The organism is Streptomyces sp. NPDC059080 (assembly GCF_042739975.1).
Classification (GTDB): Bacteria; Actinomycetota; Actinomycetes; order Streptomycetales; family Streptomycetaceae; genus Streptomyces; species Streptomyces benahoarensis.
The window spans coordinates 61,683-78,683 of the sequence record NZ_JBHYGX010000014.1; the positions used below are offsets into that span (position 1 = coordinate 61,683).

Below are 17,001 nucleotides of genomic sequence, written 5' to 3' on the forward strand. Positions count from 1 at the left end.
GGGGTGGGGGGGGGGGGGGGGGGGGGGGGGGGGGGCGGGGTGGGGGGGGGGGGGGGCGCCCCCCGGGCGCCCCCCCCCGCCCCCCCCCCCCCCCGCCCGCGTAGGTGATCGCCCCTCACCGAGGCTTGATCTCCATGGGCCGCCCACCGCCGGGCAGCGCGAGCACCCCCGGGCCCTCCAGGTCACCGGCGTGCCAGGCACCCTGCTCCAGCGCCTCGGGCCACTGGCGTCGGGGGCGCGTCCCGCGGGTGGACATGTCCCGGGTCCATTCGTCCGCATCGCCGAGGCGCAGCCGCACCGGCACGCCGATGTCCTTGTTCCGCGGGATCTGCCGGACCTCGGCCACCGGGCGCCACGGGTGCGCTTCCAGCAGGCGGCGGATGCGCTTCAGGGCGCGCAGGAAGATGACGTAGTAGCAGAGGACGAAGAAGTAGACGAGGAGGATCAGACCTCCGACCAGACCGAGCAGATCTCCGGCGCCGCGACCTCGGCGGCCGCTCCACTTCACGTCGGACAGCGCGATGACGCCGAACTCGTCGAGCAACGTGAGCGCGATGAAGGCTCCCACGTACAGGACCGTCCAGCCGGTCAGGAGGAGCCGTACCCGCCGCCGCTCCGCAGCCCAGGCGGACCGCGTCCCCGCGTCCTCGAAGGCGGCCGTGCCTGGAACGTCATGTCCCGCAGACCTCACTAGAAGTTCCCCCTTTTCGAGCATCAGCCCTGCGGTTTCGAGTGGGAACCGTCCACCGGGCCCGGATATTAAGAATGTTTGATGGTTGCTATACCTTAGCCTGGCGTCGTACCGGGCGGCATGCGGGCGCCCCAAATGCCCCTCGTGCGGCGTATGTTCACATCGTTTGTTGGGGGAAAGAGGTTTCCGGTGTCCGATGAGTTCAAGGTGGATCTCACGCAACTTGGGTATTTCGGCCGCGTGTTGAAGAGATCCATTTCGGATCTGGAGAGTGCACGCAAAGCCCTTTCGTCCGTCAGTGCCGAACAGATCGGGACGGCGCGGCTGGACGAGGCGTGCGAGACCTTTCAGGAGCGGTGGAAGTACGGCACCGGCGAGCTGAAGGAATTGATCGGGGCGGTCGACGAAGGCGTGGATAAAACCGCACTGAGCTACAAGGAGTTGGAAGACAACCTCTCCAAGGCGCTCAAGAAGATGCACGACACCGCAGCCGCCAACGCGGGGGAGCGCTGACCATGACGGCAAATCCTTATCCGAGCCTGGGCTGGAACCCGGTTCCCGGACTCCCTGATTCGGTATCGGCTCTCCAGAGCAAAGTGCAGGCGGCAGCCGATACGCTGAACACCTGTTACGAGCAGATCACTTCACTCCTCGACGCCAGCTCCAGCTGGCAGGGAGATGCCGCCAGCGCCTTCCGTGACACGGTGGACGGTGACCTCAAGCTGGCCGTGATGAACGCCGGTCACTCTCTGGAAAAGGCCGCCAAAAGCCTCAAGGGCTGGGAGGGTGATCTTTCCTCTCACCGCGATCTGGCGAAGAAATACGATGACGCCGCGCGGGAGAAGAAGGCCGCTTCCGACAGTGCCAAGAAACGCTACGACGAGGCAAAGGCGGACCCGGACCTCAAGCTCGGTGGAAAAGAATACCCCAGCCAGGCGGAGGCGGACGCTGCCACGGACCGCCTGCGGGCTGCCGAGCAGGCGCTCAACGATGCGACCAAGCACTCGGACGACGCCAACGCCGCCTATGAAGACGTCCTGAAAAAGGCGCGCGAACTCGAAAGCATCCACATCCACTGCGCCAAGGATGTCGCCGAAAAGCTGGACAACGCCGACGACAAGCTGGCACCCAAAGAGCCGGGCTGGTTCGGTAAAACGCTCAGCGCCATCGGTGACGGGCTGAAAAAGTTCGGCGAACTCGTCCTGGACCACGCCGGAACCATCGGGGCCATTGCCGGTGTCCTGGCGCTGCTGCCGACCCCGCTGGCCCCGGTGTTCGCGGGTGTCGCGGTCGCCGCCAGCGCGGTGTCCATGGCCAAGAACCTCGCCAGCGAGGATTTCAGAGATGCGCTGACAGGGAAATACGGCTGGAAGGAAGGCATCTTCGCCGGGGCCTCCATGGTCGGCGACACCCTCGGCATGGTGCCGGGTGTCGGTGCCCTCGCTCGGGCGGGCGGTGAGGCGGGGCTCGCCGCGGCGGTGGCGCGCGAAGGCGGCGAGGCCATGTCCCTCGGGTCGAAAATGGGTAAATTTGGTAGCGAAATCGTGCCAGCTTTCAGATTCAAGGCACTTGACGCCGCCACCGAATCCACCAGCGCACTTCAGCATGCTCTCAACGGCGCCAATGTCGCAGCGAACATGGAGTCGTCCTTGGAGAGCATCGGGGTGCTCCCGAAGGACGGCCTGGGGCACGACGGCACCGAAACCGCCAAGGGAATAATTACCGGTACCGGCGTGAAGAGCGGCACCATGGGATTCGTCGCCGACGTAGCAGAAATGATGAGGGGCATCCGCCTGTGAACGGCCTTATCGATCCGATGGCGCTCGAACCGAAACCAGAATTCTGGTACGGACTCCCCTACGGCTACCTCCCGTTGGACCTCCAGCCCACACCCGATGGAATTCAGGAGACTGCCCGCCAGATCACCCTGTTGCCTCCCGAGCACCGCGACCGCGCCGACCAGATATTCCGGCTCTACGCGGGCGTCCTCACCATGCTCCGCAAACGCGAGGTGCTGGGGTGTGCCCTCGGTATGCACCCCGACGACGACGGTGAACCCACCCTCTCCGTACTCACGGTCTCCACCGTCGCGACGTCGGGCGCCAATCCCGACGCCGTCCTGATGCAACTCCTGGGCGGTGACAGCACGGGAACCAGCGCCGCCGACGGCATCGTCCCGGTGGAAATCCCCGTCGGCACCGGATACGTCTGGGAAACGGTCCGCCGCGCGCCTTCACCGGCCGCTCCCCCCGAGGGGCCGGAAGGGGAAGGCGAAGAGGAATCCCGCGACGGCACCGTCTGGCAGGGAACGGTGGCCATTCCCCGCCCCGGTAACGCCTCGATCATTATGCTGCAACTGGTCACCCCCGCCGTGGAATTGGCCCAGGATTACCGCGGCGTACTGATCGGTGTCGCCCGCACGCTGTCCTTCACGGACCCGGCGGAAGAGTCCGCGGCGAACGGGAATTCCGGGCCGTCCACCGCCCCCGACACAGCAGAAAGGAGCCCCTTCGGATGACGACCCCGGAAGAGCGCGTACGAGCCAAGCTCCGGAACGCCGTGCCGGCCCCGTACCCGACCGACGGCACGGATTTCGAGGGAGCGCTGAAGTACCACTACGCCACCGCCACGAAGAAATTCCTGAAATACTTCCCGGCGTTCTTCCTGCTCTGGGTCCAGCTGCTCGTGTTCCGGAACACCTACCTGATACCGGTGTTCCTCATCGGTCTCTTCGGCGGCCTGATCGTCCTGCTGACGTTCCGGGAGCGCATAGCGCTGACCCGCAAATGCGCGCGGGTTTTCCGCACCTATCCGATAGAATTCCGCACTCCGGTGGAGAAGGACGGCCAGTACGCGTCCCACACTCTCTACCTCCGCCTCGGCGGCCGCCGCGAGGACGCGCTCACGCTGCGTGCGAAGGAGGTGCTGAGCCGCTCCGGCTGGCCGGAGATGGACACGGGCGTCTGGTTCGCGGGGGACGATCCGTTCGGCGGCGTGGCCCTGGTGCCGGGCACCGGTGAGCTGCTGTTCATGCAGCCGAAGCACTGGGCGGAAAGCGCCAAGGAACGCGAAAGCGCCGGCCCCGACCGCAGGCACCGGGCCTCGCAGGCCCGCATCGCCCGTCCCAGCCGGTTCCGCTGAGCCGGGCCGATACCGCTGCCCCGGGCGCCCTGAGCGCCCCCTGTCCGCCCCGCGCTGCCCGGCACGCGGGGCGGACGCGCAGCGGTCCGCACCCGTACCCGGCGCCCCGCGCACACGCCGCCCGGCGGCAGGTCTAGCGTGGTGCCCCGTGACACCGACACCGCTTTCCGCCGGTTTGCCGGAGCTGACCGCCGCACGGCTGGCCGACAGCTGGCAACTGGACCCGTACGCCCTCGCCCTGGTGCTGCTGCTGGGCGGCCTCTACGCCTGGGGCGTCGTACGGCTGGCGCGCCGCGGCGAGCGGTGGCCGCTCGCCCGCAGCGCCGCCTTCGCGGGCCTCGGGCTCGGCGCGATCGTCGTGGCGACCATGTCGGGGCTGGCGGTCTACGACCACGAACTGTTCTGGCCGGCGGCGGTGCAGAACATCGTTCTCGACCTGATCGCCCCGCTCGGCCTGGCCCTCGGCGACCCGCTGGCACTGGCGCTACGGGGCCTGGACGAACGGTCGCCGACCGCCCGCCGGCTACGCGGCGCACTCTCCGGCCGCCTGCTGCGCCTGCTGACGTTCCCGCTGGTCAGCACCTTCCTGGTGCTCGCCTCCGAGCTGGCGATCTACTTCACGCCGTACTTCGCGACCGCCCTGCGTCACGGCCCGCTGCACGAGCTGATGTACCTGCAACTCCTCGTCGTCGGCAGCCTCTTCGTCCTGCCGATGCTCACCCGCGAGGCGCTGCTGCCCGACTGGTGCAGCCACCCCGTCCGCGCCCTCCTCGTCCTCGTCGACGGGCTGGTCGACTCCGTGCCCGGCATCGTCGTGATGACCAGCGGCACCCTCGTCGCGGGCGGCTGGTACACCGCCCACCACCGCCCCTGGGACCCCACCCTGCAGCGCGACCAGATGATCGGCGGCGGCCTGATGCTCACCATCGCCGAGCTGATCGGCCTGCCTTTCCTCATCGCGGTCTTCGCGGAATGGGTACGTTCCGAACGCGGCAGGACGGTGGCGTTGGACGCCCGACTGGACTGCGAACTGGCGACGGCGGCGGCACCCGCCGTCCCGAGCCCCCCGGCCGCGCCGGACACGACAGCGCCCCCGGCCGACGCCAAGGCACCGCCCCAGGAACTGACCCGACCCTGGTGGGAGACCGACCAGGGCGTGGTGGGGGAGCGGTACCGACGAGGGGGAAGCGGCACCCCGAGGGGCTGAACCGCCACTGGAGGCGGCGGCTCGGCCCTGTGCGATTCCAGCCCTTTTGAACCGATGCATGGTGCCGATGTGTACGGTGCCGGGTGAGATCGAGCGGCGACTGCGCCGATGTCTGGGGCGCGTCTACGACGAGGCCGACGTCCAGAAAGTGCACAAGAGGAAGAAGTCCGTCGACGAGATGATGTTCGGCGAATACATTCGTCTCTTGGACAACGAGGAACGCTGGGACAAACTCGGCTGGCCCCTTGTCGACAGAGGCCAATTCATCGAGCTGCTCGGCCGCGTGAAGGACGTCCGCAACACAGTCATGCACTTTAATGCGCCGTCACTCAGGGCCGAACAACTCGACCTGCTCGATCGCTTCGTCTCCATGCTGCGCTTTTACGACCCGGATTACGGAACAACCACCACAGCCTGAGGCGCGCAGGTCAAGGCGCTTCCCGAGGATGAGGTAGCGGCAAGGCGGGCCGTGTGCGTTTCGCTGCGTACGAAAAGGGTCCCAATCAGCTTCTCAGCTGATCAGGACCCTTTTCGGCACTTCCTGTGAAGTGCCCCCGGCAGGATTCGAACCTGCGCACACGGCTCCGGAGGCCGTTGCTCTATCCCCTGAGCTACGGGGGCGTTTCGCTGTGTTGCCTGGCGACGGGTAGAACACTACCAGCTCCGATGGGGTGTTCCGGTACGTGATTCCGGGGAGGACCGTGGAGATCGTTCCGCGGGTCCGGGAGCGCCGCCCCGGCCGACGGCCACCGCCACCCACACGCGCCCCGCGGAGGCCCGGCCCGACCCCCGGCACCGCGTCTTAGCGCATGTCAGAGGCGTAGGAGCGGCGGTCGGGGAAACGTCCCCCGCACGGGGGCGAAGTGCGGGAAAGCGGTACGCCGTCGCAGGCGGGCCCCTAGTCTCGTCGTGTGCCTGGCTTGTGCGGTCGGATCCTTGTTGTGGATGACAGCAAGGGGATCCGGCAGTTGATCAGGGTCAACCTTGAGCTGGAGGGCTTCGAGGTCGTGACCGCGGCTGATGGTGCCGAGTGTCTGGATGTCGTGCACCACGTGAGACCTGATGTGGTGACCCTTGACGTCGTGATGCCGCGGCTCAACGGTCTGCACACGGCGGCGCGGTTGCGGGCCGATCCGCGGACGTGGGGCATCCCCATCGCGATCATCAGCGCCTGCAACCAGGGTGAGATGGACAGCGGTGAAGCCGTGGGCGTCGACGCGTTTCTGAGTAAGCCGTTCGAGCCGATGGAGATGGTGCAGACGGTGGCGCGGCTGGCCCGGAAGGGGCGGCGGCCGACGACCGACGGCGACACCGCGGTGGCGGACCGGCTGGCGGCGGAGCGGGCCGCCGGGATGGCTCTGGTACGACAACAGCCGGGCCTCGCCGAGCACGCCGCGCATCTCGACTGCGGCGACCATCTGGACCGGCAGGATCACCTCGCGCCGCACGGCTACGGCGAGCGGCGCCACGGCTGGCGGGGCGATCCCGGCGACCGCCGGGCGTCGTCCTGAGCGGACCCCGGGGGAACCCTGAGGTGCCCCCGACGTTGCCCTGAGCGGTCCGGGCGCCGCCCCCGCGCACCGCCCTCACCCGGCCCCCGGCACCGTCCCGGGTGACCCGACAGGGCCTACGGCCGGCCCCCGCTGTCCACCAGGCGAAACCTGGTCGCATGGGTGCCCCCGTTCTCCCCTACGCTTGTCCTGTGACCCCCGCCGAGTTGTCCCGTACCGTCCTGCGCTCCGTGCGTGGTGCCGTGGCGGAGCGGGAGCTTTCCGTGGTGGTGCCGGAGCGGGTCGTGATGCGGCCCGCGCCGCACTCCGGGGACTACGCGTCCAACGTCGCGCTGCAGCTCGCCGCGGGTGCGGGGTTGCCCGCCCGTGAGGTCGCCGAGGTGCTGCGCAAGCGGCTGGCCGGCTGCGCGGGCATCGCGCGGGTCGAGGTCGCCGGGCCCGGATTTCTGAACTTCACCCTGGGGGACGGTGCACCGGCGGAGCTGGTCCGCACGGTCCTCGCGCAGGGCCCGCGGTACGGCACCGGTGGCGCCCGCCCGGGCCGCCCCGGAGCCGCGACCGCGCCGCTGCCCGGGGGCGCCCGGGGGCTTGTCGTGGCCGAGGCCCTGGCGCGGGTCGACGCGGCCGTGGCCGGCCCCGGGACGCAGCCGGACGACGTCGCGCCGGAGGCTGGAGCCGCGTCGTCCGACGGTGCGCGGGCCGAGCTGGCCCGGCTCGTCGCCCGGCTCGGCGAGGACGAGGCGCGGTGGGTGCTGCTGCGACCGGCCGCGCACGACCCGGTGCGGCCGCCCGAGCGGCCCACGCAGCGGGAGGAGAACCCGCGCTTCCGGGCGCAGTACGCGTACGCCCGCACCCAGGCGGTGGTGCGCAACGCCCGCGAGCTGGGTTTCACGGGAGCGCCGGGCGACACCGGCCCCGAGAGTCACATCGACACCGGCCCCGAGAGCCACATCGAGACGGGCCCCGAGAGTCACATCGAGACGGGCCCCGAGAGTCACATCGACACCGGCCCCGACCCGGACACCCACGCCCTCCACCTCCTCCTCGCCGATTTCCCGGACGCCGTTGCCGCCGCGGCGCGGTACCGGGCGCCGGACCGCGTGGTACGGCATCTGGAAGCGGTGGCCGACGCGTATCTGCGCTGGCAGGGCGGGTGCCGGGTGCTGCCCGTCGGTGAGGAGAAACCCTTGGCCGTGCACCGCGCCCGGGTGGCCCTCGCCGAGGCCAGCGGGACGGTGCTCGTCAACGGCCTCCGCCTGCTCGGCGTTTCCGCACCCGTACGACTTTGAACGACATCCGAGGGGATCTCCACCACCATGAGCCGTTCCGCCCACCCCGCCGGGCCCCGTCACGCCGATGTGCTGCCCGAGGGGCACTACGCCGGGCCGCCCGCCGACCTCAACTCCCTTGACCCGCGGGTCTGGTCGCGTACCGTCCGGCGCGACGCCGACGGCGTGGTGACCGTCGGCGGACTCGACGTGAAGACGCTCGCCGAGGAGTTCGGCACCCCCGCGTACTTCCTCGACGAGGAGGACTTCCGGGCGCGCTGCCGGGCCTGGCGGGAGGCGTTCGGGACGGGCGCCGACGTGTACTACGCGGGAAAGGCGTTCCTGTCCCGCGCGGTGGTGCGGTGGCTGACCGAGGAAGGGCTCAACCTCGACGTCTGCTCCGGCGGTGAGCTGGCGACCGCGCTGGACGCGGGGATGCCCGCCGAGCGGATCGCGCTGCACGGCAACAACAAGAGCACCGAGGAGATCACCCGCGCCGTCGAGGCGGGCGTCGGGCGGATCGTGCTCGACTCGTTCCAGGAGATCGTGCGGGTCGCCCACATCGCGCAGCGGCTCGGCAGGCGGCAGCGGGTGCAGATCCGCGTCACCGTCGGTGTCGAGGCGCACACCCACGAGTTCATTGCGACCGCGCACGAGGACCAGAAGTTCGGCATTGCGCTGGCCGGCGGGCAGGCCGCCGAGGCCGTGCGGCGGGCGCTCACCCTCGACGGCCTGGAGCTGACCGGCATCCACAGCCACATCGGTTCGCAGATCTTCGACATGGCCGGGTTCGAGGTTTCCGCCCGGCGCGTCGTCCAGCTGCTGACCGAGGTCCGTGACGAGCACAGCGTGGAGCTGCCGGAGATCGACCTCGGCGGCGGCCTCGGCATCGCGTACACCTCGGACGACGACCCGCGCGAGCCGCACGAGATCGCGAAGGCGCTCGGCGAGATCGTCACCAAGGAGTGCGAGGCGGCCGGGCTGCGCGTGCCGCGGCTCTCCGTCGAGCCGGGCCGCGCCATCGTCGGCCCCACCGCCTTCACGCTGTACGAGGTCGGCACCGTCAAGGAGCTGGAGGGGCTGCGGACGTACGTCTCCGTCGACGGCGGGATGTCCGACAACATCCGCACCGCGCTGTACGACGCGGAGTACACCGTCGCGCTGGTCTCGCGCACCTCGGACGCCGAGCCGATGCTCTCCCGCGTCGTCGGCAAGCACTGCGAGAGCGGCGACATCATCGTCCGGGACGCCTTCCTGCCGTCCGACGTGGCCCCCGGTGACCTGCTGGCGGTGCCCGCGACCGGCGCGTACTGCCGCTCGATGGCCAGCAACTACAACCACGCGCTGCGGCCGCCGGTGGTGGCCGTCGGCGGGGGTGCGGGGCGGGTCATCGTCCGCCGGGAGACGGAGGAGGATCTCCTGCGGTTGGATGTCGGATGACGAAGTCGTTCGCGTGTCCGGCGCGGACGCCATAAATGTCTCGGTATCCGGACGAGGCGCGGAAAGTGCCGTCCGGTGCGTGAGACTGAGAAACCACCAAGAAGAAAAACGGCAGTATCGATGAAAAGCAGAGGTCGAATGATGCGTACGCGTCCGCTGAAGGTGGCGCTCCTGGGCTGTGGTGTGGTCGGCTCAGAGGTGGCGCGCATCATGACGACGCACGCCGACGACCTCGCGGCCCGCATCGGTGCCCCCGTGGAGCTGGCCGGGATCGCCGTCCGCCGCCCCGACCGGGTGCGCGAGGGCATCCCGGCCGAGCTGGTCACCACCGACGCGCTGGAGCTGGTCAAACGCGATGACGTCGATGTCGTCATCGAGGTCATCGGCGGCATCGAACCGGCCCGTGAGCTGATCACCACCGCCTTCGCGCACGGCGCCAGCGTCGTCTCCGCCAACAAGGCGCTGGTCGCCGCCGACGGCGCCGCGCTGCACGCCGCGGCGGAGCGGCACGGCGCGGACCTCTACTACGAGGCCGCGGTCGCCGGCGCGATCCCGCTGGTCCGCCCGCTGCGCGAATCGCTCGCCGGTGACAAGGTCAACCGCGTCCTCGGCATCGTCAACGGCACCACCAACTTCATCCTCGACAAGATGGACACCAGCGGCGCCGGGTACAGCGAGGCGCTGGACGAGGCCACCGCCCTCGGGTACGCCGAGGCCGACCCGACCGCCGACGTCGAGGGCTTCGACGCCGCCGCGAAGGCCGCGATCCTCGCCGGGATCGCCTTCCACACCCGCGTGACCATCGACGATGTGCACCGCGAGGGCCTGACCGAGGTCACCGCGTCCGACATCGCCTCCGCCAAGCGGATGGGGTGCACCGTCAAGCTGCTCGCCATCTGCGAGCGTGCCGCGGACGGCGAGTCCGTCACCGCCCGGGTGCACCCCGCGATGATCCCGCTCAGCCATCCGCTGGCCTCCGTCCGCGAGGCGTACAACGCGGTGTTCGTGGAGTCCGACGCCGCAGGTCAGCTGATGTTCTACGGGCCGGGCGCCGGCGGTTCGCCGACCGCGTCCGCGGTGCTCGGCGACCTCGTCGCGGTCTGCCGCAACAAGGTCGCCGACACCACCGGGCCGGGGGAGTCCGCGTACACGCGGCTGCCCGTCAGCCCGATGGGCGAGGTCATCACGCGGTACCACATCAGTCTCGACGTGGCCGACAAGTCCGGCGTCCTCGCGCAGGTCGCCACGGTCTTCGCCGAGCACGGGGTGTCGATCGACACCGTCCGTCAGCAAGGGCGGCCCGACGGAGACGGCGAGGCGTCCCTCGTCGTCGTCACCCACAGGGCGGCCGACGCCGCCCTGTCGTCGACCGTCGAGGCCCTGCGCGAGCTGGACACCGTCCGCGGTGTCGCCAGCATCATGCGGGTCGAAGGGGAGTAAAGGAACCCATGTCTGCCAATTCCACCGCGTCCGCCGCGAACCGTCAGTGGCGCGGAATCATCGAGGAATACCGTGACCGGCTGCCGGTCAGCGACACGACCGAGGTGGTCACCCTGCGGGAGGGCGGCACGCCGCTCGTCCCCGCGCAGGTGCTGTCCGAGCGCACCGGCTGCGAGGTGCACCTCAAGGTCGAGGGTGCCAACCCCACCGGGTCCTTCAAGGACCGCGGGATGACGATGGCCATCACCCGCGCCAAGGAGGAGGGCGCCAAGGCGGTGATCTGCGCCTCCACCGGCAACACCTCCGCCTCCGCCGCCGCGTACGCGGTGCGCGCCGGGATGGTCTGCGCGGTGCTCGTCCCGCAGGGCAAGATCGCCCTCGGCAAGATGGGCCAGGCGCTGGTGCACGGCGCGAAGATCCTCCAGATCGACGGAAATTTCGACGACTGCCTGACGCTCGCCCGTGGACTTTCGGACAAGTATCCGGTCGCACTTGTGAATTCCGTGAACCCTGTGCGTATCGAGGGCCAGAAGACCGCGGCGTTCGAGATCGTCGACATGCTCGACGACGCGCCCGACATCCACGTCCTGCCCGTCGGCAACGCCGGGAACATCACGGCGTACTGGAAGGGCTACCGCGAATACGCCGCCGACGGCATCGCCTCGCACACCCCGCGGATGTGGGGCTTCCAGGCGTCCGGCAGCGCCCCGATCGTGCGCGGCGAGGTCGTCAAGGACCCGCACACCATCGCCACCGCCATTCGCATCGGCAACCCCGCGTCGTGGTCGTTCGCGGAGCAGGCGCGGGACGAGTCGGGCGGCTTCATCGATGAGGTGACCGACCGTCAGATCCTGGCCGCCTACCGGCTGTTGGCCGCGCAGGAGGGCGTCTTCGTGGAGCCCGCGTCGGCCGCCTCGGTCGCCGGTCTGCTCAAGGCCGCCGACGAGGGCAAGGTCGACCCCGGTCAGCGCATCGTCTGCACGGTGACCGGCAACGGCCTCAAGGACCCCGACTGGGCGGTGGCCGGTGCGCCGCAGCCCGTCACCGTCCCGATCGACGCGGACGCCGCCGCCCAGCGTCTCGGTCTCGCGTAACCCCGGCAACTGCACACGCCGGGCGTACGGCGGGTCACCAGCTCCCGGGGCAGGTGGCCCGCCGTGCAGCAAAGAGTGCAAAGGCTGCAAAGTCAGAAGTGAGGCACGGCTCGGTCTGCGACACGCACCGTGCGCCTCCCGTGCGCCCTATGTCGCCACAGAACCTTCCTTCGATAGGCTGGTAGTCAACTCCCCTCCGCATGGCATGACGTAGTGGTGTGCAGGGCAGGTCAGAACAGTCCCCGGCGGCCGACCGGGCGCCTCGGCGCCGCGGTGGCGCGGGGCATACCGCAGCATCAATCAAGGAGAGTCATCGAGCGATGGCCGGTCCCGCGTTCCGTGCCGCCGCCGTCCGGGTGCGCACCCCCGCCACCAGCGCCAATCTCGGCCCCGGCTTCGACGCCTTCGGCCTGTCGCTGGGGCTGTACGACGATGTCGTGGTGCGGGTCGCCGACTCCGGTCTGCACGTAGACATCGCAGGTGAGGGCAGCGAAACCCTCCCGCGCGACGAGAGTCATCTGCTCGTACGCTCCCTGCGCACCGCCTTCGACCTGCTCGGCGGACAGCCGCGCGGGCTGGAAATCGTCTGTGCCAACCGCATTCCGCACGGCCGGGGCCTCGGCTCGTCGTCGGCCGCCATCTGTGCCGGAATCGTCGCCGCGCGTGCCGTCACCATCGGTGGTGAGCAGAGACTCGACGACGCCGCGCTCCTGGAGCTGGCCACCGAGATCGAGGGCCACCCCGACAACGTCGCCGCCTGCCTGCTCGGCGGCTTCACCCTGGCCTGGACGGACACGGGGGCGGCCCGCGCCATCCGGATGGAGCCGGCCGCGTCGATCGTCCCCGTCGTCTTCGTCCCCGGGAAACCGGTGCTCACCGAGACCGCCCGCGGACTGCTGCCGCGCACCGTCCCGCATGTGGACGCCGCGGCCAACGCCGGTCGCGCCGCACTGCTCGTCGAGGCGCTGACCAGGCGCCCCGAGCTGCTGCTGGCCGCGACCGAGGACCGACTTCACCAGGAATACCGCGCCCCCGCGATGCCGGAGAGCGTGGCGCTGGTGAACCGACTGCGTGCGGACGGTGTCCCCGCGGTCATCTCCGGTGCGGGCCCGACGGTGCTCGCACTGGCCGAGGACGCCTCGGCCGACAAGGTCGCCGCACTGGCGGGAGAGGGCTGGGCGGCCAACCGGCTGGCCCTCGACGCGGCGGGCGCATGCGTCCTGCCGCTCGCCGGGTGACCGACGCGGGTGATCGACGATTGCCGGTCTTGGGAAGGGGGAATGTTTGTTGGATCCGGTAGTGTTAACCTCAAGTCAGTACTCGACGCCTGAGTGGCGCGATGCTTCGTGTCCCTATCGGGACCACCTTTCTTCCGGGAGCCTCCCAAACTGCTCGAAGCAATAGCCCGAGCAAGAGTGAGCACGCTCCGGAATCGGCGTGACGGACATGGGTCACACAGCATCCCTTCGCGCCGGACCAATGAACTGATCTTTCCGCCGTATCCGGCGGGACCACCGCCCCGGCCCGGTTCGCAACACCGCGGGACCACCAGCCGGACAGCACAACCGGTCGCCGAGCCAGACAGGCCGACGCCCGCTCCAGGGAAGGACCCTTCGTGAGCGACACCACCGATCTGATGGGCGTGCGCACCGATGGCAGTGCCACCGCGCCCGCCACGGACGCTCCCGCCGCGCCTGCCACCGGTGCTGCCGGCACCACGCGGCGCCGCCGTTCCGGTACCGGCCTCGACGGCATGGTCCTGGCAGAGCTGCAGCAGGTCGCCTCCGGCCTCGGCATCAAGGGCACCGCGCGGATGCGCAAGAGCCAGCTGATCGAGGTCATCAAGGAGAGGCAGGCCGCCGGCTCCTCCGGCTCCGCCAAGGCCGACGCGCCCGCCGAGACCGACACCAAGCCCAAGCGCCGTACCACCTCCAAGGCCCGTACGGGTGACGGCGACGCCGCCAAGGCCGCCGACAAGCCGGCCAAGGCCGACAAGAGCGCCGACAAGCAGGCCGCTCAGCAGCAGATCGACATCCCCGGTCAGCCGGCCAGTGACGAGCAGCCGGCCGGCGAGCGCCGTCGCCGCCGGGCCACCGCGGCCGCCGGCAGCCCCGAGGGCGCGGCCGACACCAAGGCCGAGCCGAAGGGCAAGGCCGACACCGTCGTCGACGAGCGGCCCGCCAAGGGCGAGCAGTCCGAGCAGCACAAGGGCGGCGACCGTCAGGACCGCGGCGACCGTCAGGACCGCGGCCAGAAGGGCGACCGCCGCGACCGCCAGCAGGGCCGCCGCAACAAGAACGACGGCAGCGACTCCGGCAACCAGAGCAGCCAGGGCGACCGCCGCGACCGTCAGGACCGTCCGGACCGCCAGGACCGCCAGGACCGCCAGGACCGTCAGGACCGTCCGGACCGTCAGGACCGTCAGCGGGACAATCGTCACGACGACGGCGACGACTTCGAGGGCGGCCGCCGTGGCCGCCGTGGCCGCTACCGCGACCGCCGGGGCCGTCGCGGCGGGCGCGAGGAGTTCGGCAACGAGCCGCAGGTCTCCGAGGACGACGTCCTGATCCCCGTTGCGGGCATCCTCGACATCCTCGACAACTACGCGTTCATCCGGACCTCCGGCTACCTGCCGGGCCCGAACGACGTGTACGTCTCGCTGGCCCAGGTCCGTAAGAACGGTCTGCGCAAGGGTGACCACGTCACCGGTGCGGTGCGGCAGCCCAAGGACGGTGAGCGCCGCGAGAAGTTCAACGCGCTGGTCCGCCTCGACACCGTCAACAGCGTGGCGCCCGAACAGGGCCGCCAGCGCCCGGAGTTCGGGAAGCTGACGCCCCTTTACCCGCAGGAGCGGCTGCGCCTGGAGGGTGAGTCGGGCGGTCTGACGACCCGGATCATCGATCTGGTGACGCCGATCGGCAAGGGCCAGCGCGGTCTGATCGTGGCCCCGCCGAAGACCGGTAAGACCATGATCATGCAGGCGATCGCCAACTCGATCACCCGCAACAACCCCGAGTGCCACCTGATGGTCGTCCTCGTCGACGAGCGGCCCGAAGAGGTCACCGACATGCAGCGGTCGGTCAAGGGCGAGGTCATCTCCTCGACCTTCGACCGTCCCGCCGAGGACCACACCACCGTCGCCGAGCTGGCCATCGAGCGCGCCAAGCGTCTCGTCGAGCTGGGTCACGACGTGGTCGTCCTGCTGGACTCCATCACCCGTCTGGGCCGCGCGTACAACCTCGCGGCGCCCGCCTCCGGCCGCATCCTGTCCGGTGGTGTCGACTCGACCGCGCTCTACCCGCCGAAGCGGTTCTTCGGCGCCGCGCGCAACATCGAGGACGGCGGTTCGCTGACCATCCTGGCCACCGCGCTGGTCGAGACCGGTTCGCGGATGGACGAGGTGATCTTCGAGGAGTTCAAGGGCACCGGCAACCTGGAGCTCAAGCTCGACCGCAAGCTCTCCGACAAGCGGATCTTCCCGGCGGTGGACGTCGACGCGTCGTCCACCCGTAAGGAGGAGATCCTGATGGGCGCCGACGAGCTCGCCGTCGTCTGGAAGCTGCGCCGGGTGCTGCACGCCCTGGACCAGCAGCAGGCGATCGAGCTGCTGCTGGACAAGATGAAGCAGACGAAGTCCAACGCGGAGTTCCTGCTCCAGATCCAGAAGACGACGCCGGGCATGGGCAACAGCAACGACTGACGCCCCGGCCGCGCAACGCCGCCACGAAGCCCCCGCACGTTCGCGTGCGGGGGCTTCGCGCCGTCCGGGCCCGGCCTGAAGGGTGAACCGCCGACGGCCGGTTCGTATACCTCCGTCCGGAGGTGTCCCGCTGAGACCTTTCGCACAGGAGATGCCCGGAACCAGCCGCTTGGCGGTGGCCGGAAACCGGCCATCGGCCCAGGTCGGGACGGACGTACGGGCCGGACGGCGGCGCGCGTCCGCCCGCCCGCGTCCGCCCGGTGCGTACAGGTCGCTGTGCAACCCTTCCGTCCGGCTCCCCGTCTCCCACGACATGACGCGCCGTGCCCGCACGGGGCGGGCGGGGGCAGCGCACACGGACCGAGGAGCACATGGCCGACAGCAACGGGACGCAGCGGGCGACGGCGAGCCGCCGCGGCCGCATACGCGCCACGGGCCGCCGCCGCAAGGCGCCCAGCCGACGCCGCCGCGCCCTGACCCTCACGCTCTGCGCCGCGGTCAGCTGCCTGCTGCTCACCGGCGCCGGACTCGGCTACGTCTACTACCAGCTCAACGGCAACCTCAAGGGCGTCGACATCAACGCCGCCCTCGGCAAGGACCGGCCCGGCAACGTCGACAACGGCTCCCTCGACATCCTCGTCCTCGGCTCCGACTCCCGGTCCGGCAGCAACGCCGCGTACGGCACCGACGAGGGCGGCGCGCGCTCCGACACCGCGATGGTGCTGCACGTCTACAAGGGCCACAAGAAGGCGAGCGTCGTCAGCATCCCGCGCGACACCCTCATCACCCGTCCCGCCTGCGTGAAGGACGGCAAGGAGGTGGCCGGCGCGCGGCGGGCGATGTTCAACACCGCCTACGAGGTCGGTGGTCCCGCGTGCGCCGTCAAGACCGTTGAATCGCTCAGCGGCATCCGTATGGACCACTTCGTCGAGGTCGACTTCACCGGCTTCAAGAAGCTCATCGACGCGCTCGGCGGCGTCGAAATCACCACCAGCAAGCCGATCGACGACAACTCCAGCCATCTCCACCTGCCCGCCGGGCACCACGTCCTCACCGGCGAGCAGTCCCTCGGGCTCGTCCGTACCCGGCACGGTGTCCCCGGCGGCGACGGCAGCGACCTGGGCCGCATCCAGCTCCAGCAGACCTTCGTCAAGGCGCTGATGCAGCAGGTCAAGAACGTCGGCGTGCTCACCAGCCCGGCAAAGCTCTACGACATCGCCGACACCGCGACCAAGACCGTCACCACCGACACCGACCTCAACTCCGTCGGCGCGCTCACCGGCCTCGCCAAGAGCCTCGGCGGCATCGGCTCGCAGAACATCCACATGGTCACGCTGCCCGTGGAGTACGACAAGCTCGACCCGGCGCGCGTCGTCCCGCTGCCCCGGCAGACCGCGCAGGTCTGGGGCGCGCTGCGGCAGGACCGTGCCATCCCGAAGACCGCGCTCAAGGACTCCGCGGGCGACAAGGGCGGTACCGCTTCGTACGTGAAGTAGCCGCGGCCCCCCT

15 protein-coding genes and 1 tRNA gene are annotated in these 17,001 nt (G+C 70.1%); 14 read left to right on the forward strand and 2 right to left on the reverse strand.

All coding sequences use genetic code 11. The annotated features are described in order from the left end of the window. Positions 1-115: 115 nt before the first annotated feature. Positions 116-691, reverse strand: coding sequence for a hypothetical protein (locus ACFWWQ_RS14280; protein ID WP_384595320.1), 576 nt, complete (start codon positions 689-691; stop codon positions 116-118). Positions 692-880: 189 nt separating this feature from the next. On the opposite strand from ACFWWQ_RS14280, the gene ACFWWQ_RS14285 reads away from it, so the two are divergent. The 6 genes from ACFWWQ_RS14285 (at position 881) to ACFWWQ_RS14310 (ending at position 5,457) form a co-directional block, all read left to right on the forward strand. Further along, positions 881-1,204 carry a hypothetical protein gene (locus tag ACFWWQ_RS14285; protein WP_384595323.1) on the forward strand — a complete coding sequence of 108 codons (324 nt, stop codon included), beginning with the start codon at positions 881-883 and terminating at the stop codon, positions 1,202-1,204. A gap of 2 nt (positions 1,205-1,206) precedes the next feature. Continuing rightward, positions 1,207-2,490, forward strand: coding sequence for a putative T7SS-secreted protein (locus ACFWWQ_RS14290; RefSeq protein ID WP_384595326.1), 1,284 nt, complete (start codon positions 1,207-1,209; stop codon positions 2,488-2,490). Continuing rightward, entirely contained in the window at positions 2,487-3,209 is a 723-nt protein-coding gene (locus ACFWWQ_RS14295; protein ID WP_384595329.1) for a hypothetical protein, read from the forward strand. Before ACFWWQ_RS14290 ends, ACFWWQ_RS14295 begins: the two co-directional genes overlap by 4 nt. Continuing rightward, entirely contained in the window at positions 3,206-3,832 is a 627-nt protein-coding gene (locus ACFWWQ_RS14300; protein WP_384595332.1) for a hypothetical protein, read from the forward strand. The genes ACFWWQ_RS14295 and ACFWWQ_RS14300 overlap by 4 nt, the downstream gene beginning before the upstream one ends. Before the next feature lie 148 nt (positions 3,833-3,980). Beyond that, positions 3,981-5,039, forward strand: a complete 1,059-nt coding sequence (locus ACFWWQ_RS14305; protein WP_384595335.1) for a cytochrome c oxidase assembly protein — start codon at positions 3,981-3,983, stop codon at positions 5,037-5,039. Between the two features lie 58 nt (positions 5,040-5,097). Beyond that, positions 5,098-5,457 (forward strand): hypothetical protein, encoded by a 360-nt coding sequence (locus ACFWWQ_RS14310; RefSeq protein WP_384595338.1) that lies wholly within the window; start codon positions 5,098-5,100, stop codon positions 5,455-5,457. Between the two features lie 131 nt (positions 5,458-5,588). On the opposite strand, the gene ACFWWQ_RS14315 is transcribed toward ACFWWQ_RS14310, so the two are convergent. Then, positions 5,589-5,660, reverse strand: a tRNA-Arg gene (locus tag ACFWWQ_RS14315). 320 nt (positions 5,661-5,980) lie between these two features. Here ACFWWQ_RS14315 and ACFWWQ_RS14320 point away from each other — a divergent pair. The 8 genes from ACFWWQ_RS14320 (at position 5,981) to ACFWWQ_RS14355 (ending at position 16,988) form a co-directional block, all read left to right on the forward strand. Next, positions 5,981-6,550 (forward strand): PleD family two-component system response regulator, encoded by a 570-nt coding sequence (locus tag ACFWWQ_RS14320; protein ID WP_384595342.1) that lies wholly within the window; start codon positions 5,981-5,983, stop codon positions 6,548-6,550. A 191-nt stretch (positions 6,551-6,741) separates the two neighbouring features. After that, a complete protein-coding gene (nrtL, locus tag ACFWWQ_RS14325) occupies positions 6,742-7,839 on the forward strand; it encodes an ArgS-related anticodon-binding protein NrtL (RefSeq protein WP_384595345.1) in 1,098 nt (365 codons plus the stop codon). A gap of 27 nt (positions 7,840-7,866) precedes the next feature. Further along, positions 7,867-9,258, forward strand: a complete 1,392-nt coding sequence (gene lysA, locus ACFWWQ_RS14330; protein ID WP_384595348.1) for a diaminopimelate decarboxylase — start codon at positions 7,867-7,869, stop codon at positions 9,256-9,258. A gap of 138 nt (positions 9,259-9,396) precedes the next feature. Beyond that, positions 9,397-10,698, forward strand: coding sequence for a homoserine dehydrogenase (locus ACFWWQ_RS14335; protein ID WP_384595350.1), 1,302 nt, complete (start codon positions 9,397-9,399; stop codon positions 10,696-10,698). Positions 10,699-10,706: 8 nt separating this feature from the next. Next, positions 10,707-11,792, forward strand: coding sequence for a threonine synthase (gene thrC, locus ACFWWQ_RS14340; protein WP_143940213.1), 1,086 nt, complete (start codon positions 10,707-10,709; stop codon positions 11,790-11,792). Positions 11,793-12,112: 320 nt separating this feature from the next. Further along, entirely contained in the window at positions 12,113-13,030 is a 918-nt protein-coding gene (gene thrB, locus ACFWWQ_RS14345) for a homoserine kinase (RefSeq protein WP_384595354.1), read from the forward strand. A 377-nt stretch (positions 13,031-13,407) separates the two neighbouring features. Next, positions 13,408-15,492, forward strand: a complete 2,085-nt coding sequence (gene rho / locus ACFWWQ_RS14350; protein WP_384595357.1) for a transcription termination factor Rho — start codon at positions 13,408-13,410, stop codon at positions 15,490-15,492. A 371-nt stretch (positions 15,493-15,863) separates the two neighbouring features. Continuing rightward, entirely contained in the window at positions 15,864-16,988 is a 1,125-nt protein-coding gene (locus ACFWWQ_RS14355) for an LCP family protein (protein WP_384595360.1), read from the forward strand. Positions 16,989-17,001: the final 13 nt, after the last annotated feature.

Coding starts and splice junctions, on each gene's coding strand:
- ACFWWQ_RS14290 (WP_384595326.1), top strand. CDS start 1,207: ATGACGGCAAATCCTTATCCGAGCCTGGGCTGGAACCCGGTTCCCGGA.
- ACFWWQ_RS14300 (WP_384595332.1), top strand. CDS start 3,206: ATGACGACCCCGGAAGAGCGCGTACGAGCCAAGCTCCGGAACGCCGTG.
- ACFWWQ_RS14310 (WP_384595338.1), top strand. CDS start 5,098: ATGGTGCCGATGTGTACGGTGCCGGGTGAGATCGAGCGGCGACTGCGC.
- lysA (WP_384595348.1), top strand. CDS start 7,867: ATGAGCCGTTCCGCCCACCCCGCCGGGCCCCGTCACGCCGATGTGCTG.
- ACFWWQ_RS14335 (WP_384595350.1), top strand. CDS start 9,397: ATGATGCGTACGCGTCCGCTGAAGGTGGCGCTCCTGGGCTGTGGTGTG.
- thrC (WP_143940213.1), top strand. CDS start 10,707: ATGTCTGCCAATTCCACCGCGTCCGCCGCGAACCGTCAGTGGCGCGGA.
- thrB (WP_384595354.1), top strand. CDS start 12,113: ATGGCCGGTCCCGCGTTCCGTGCCGCCGCCGTCCGGGTGCGCACCCCC.
- ACFWWQ_RS14355 (WP_384595360.1), top strand. CDS start 15,864: ATGGCCGACAGCAACGGGACGCAGCGGGCGACGGCGAGCCGCCGCGGC.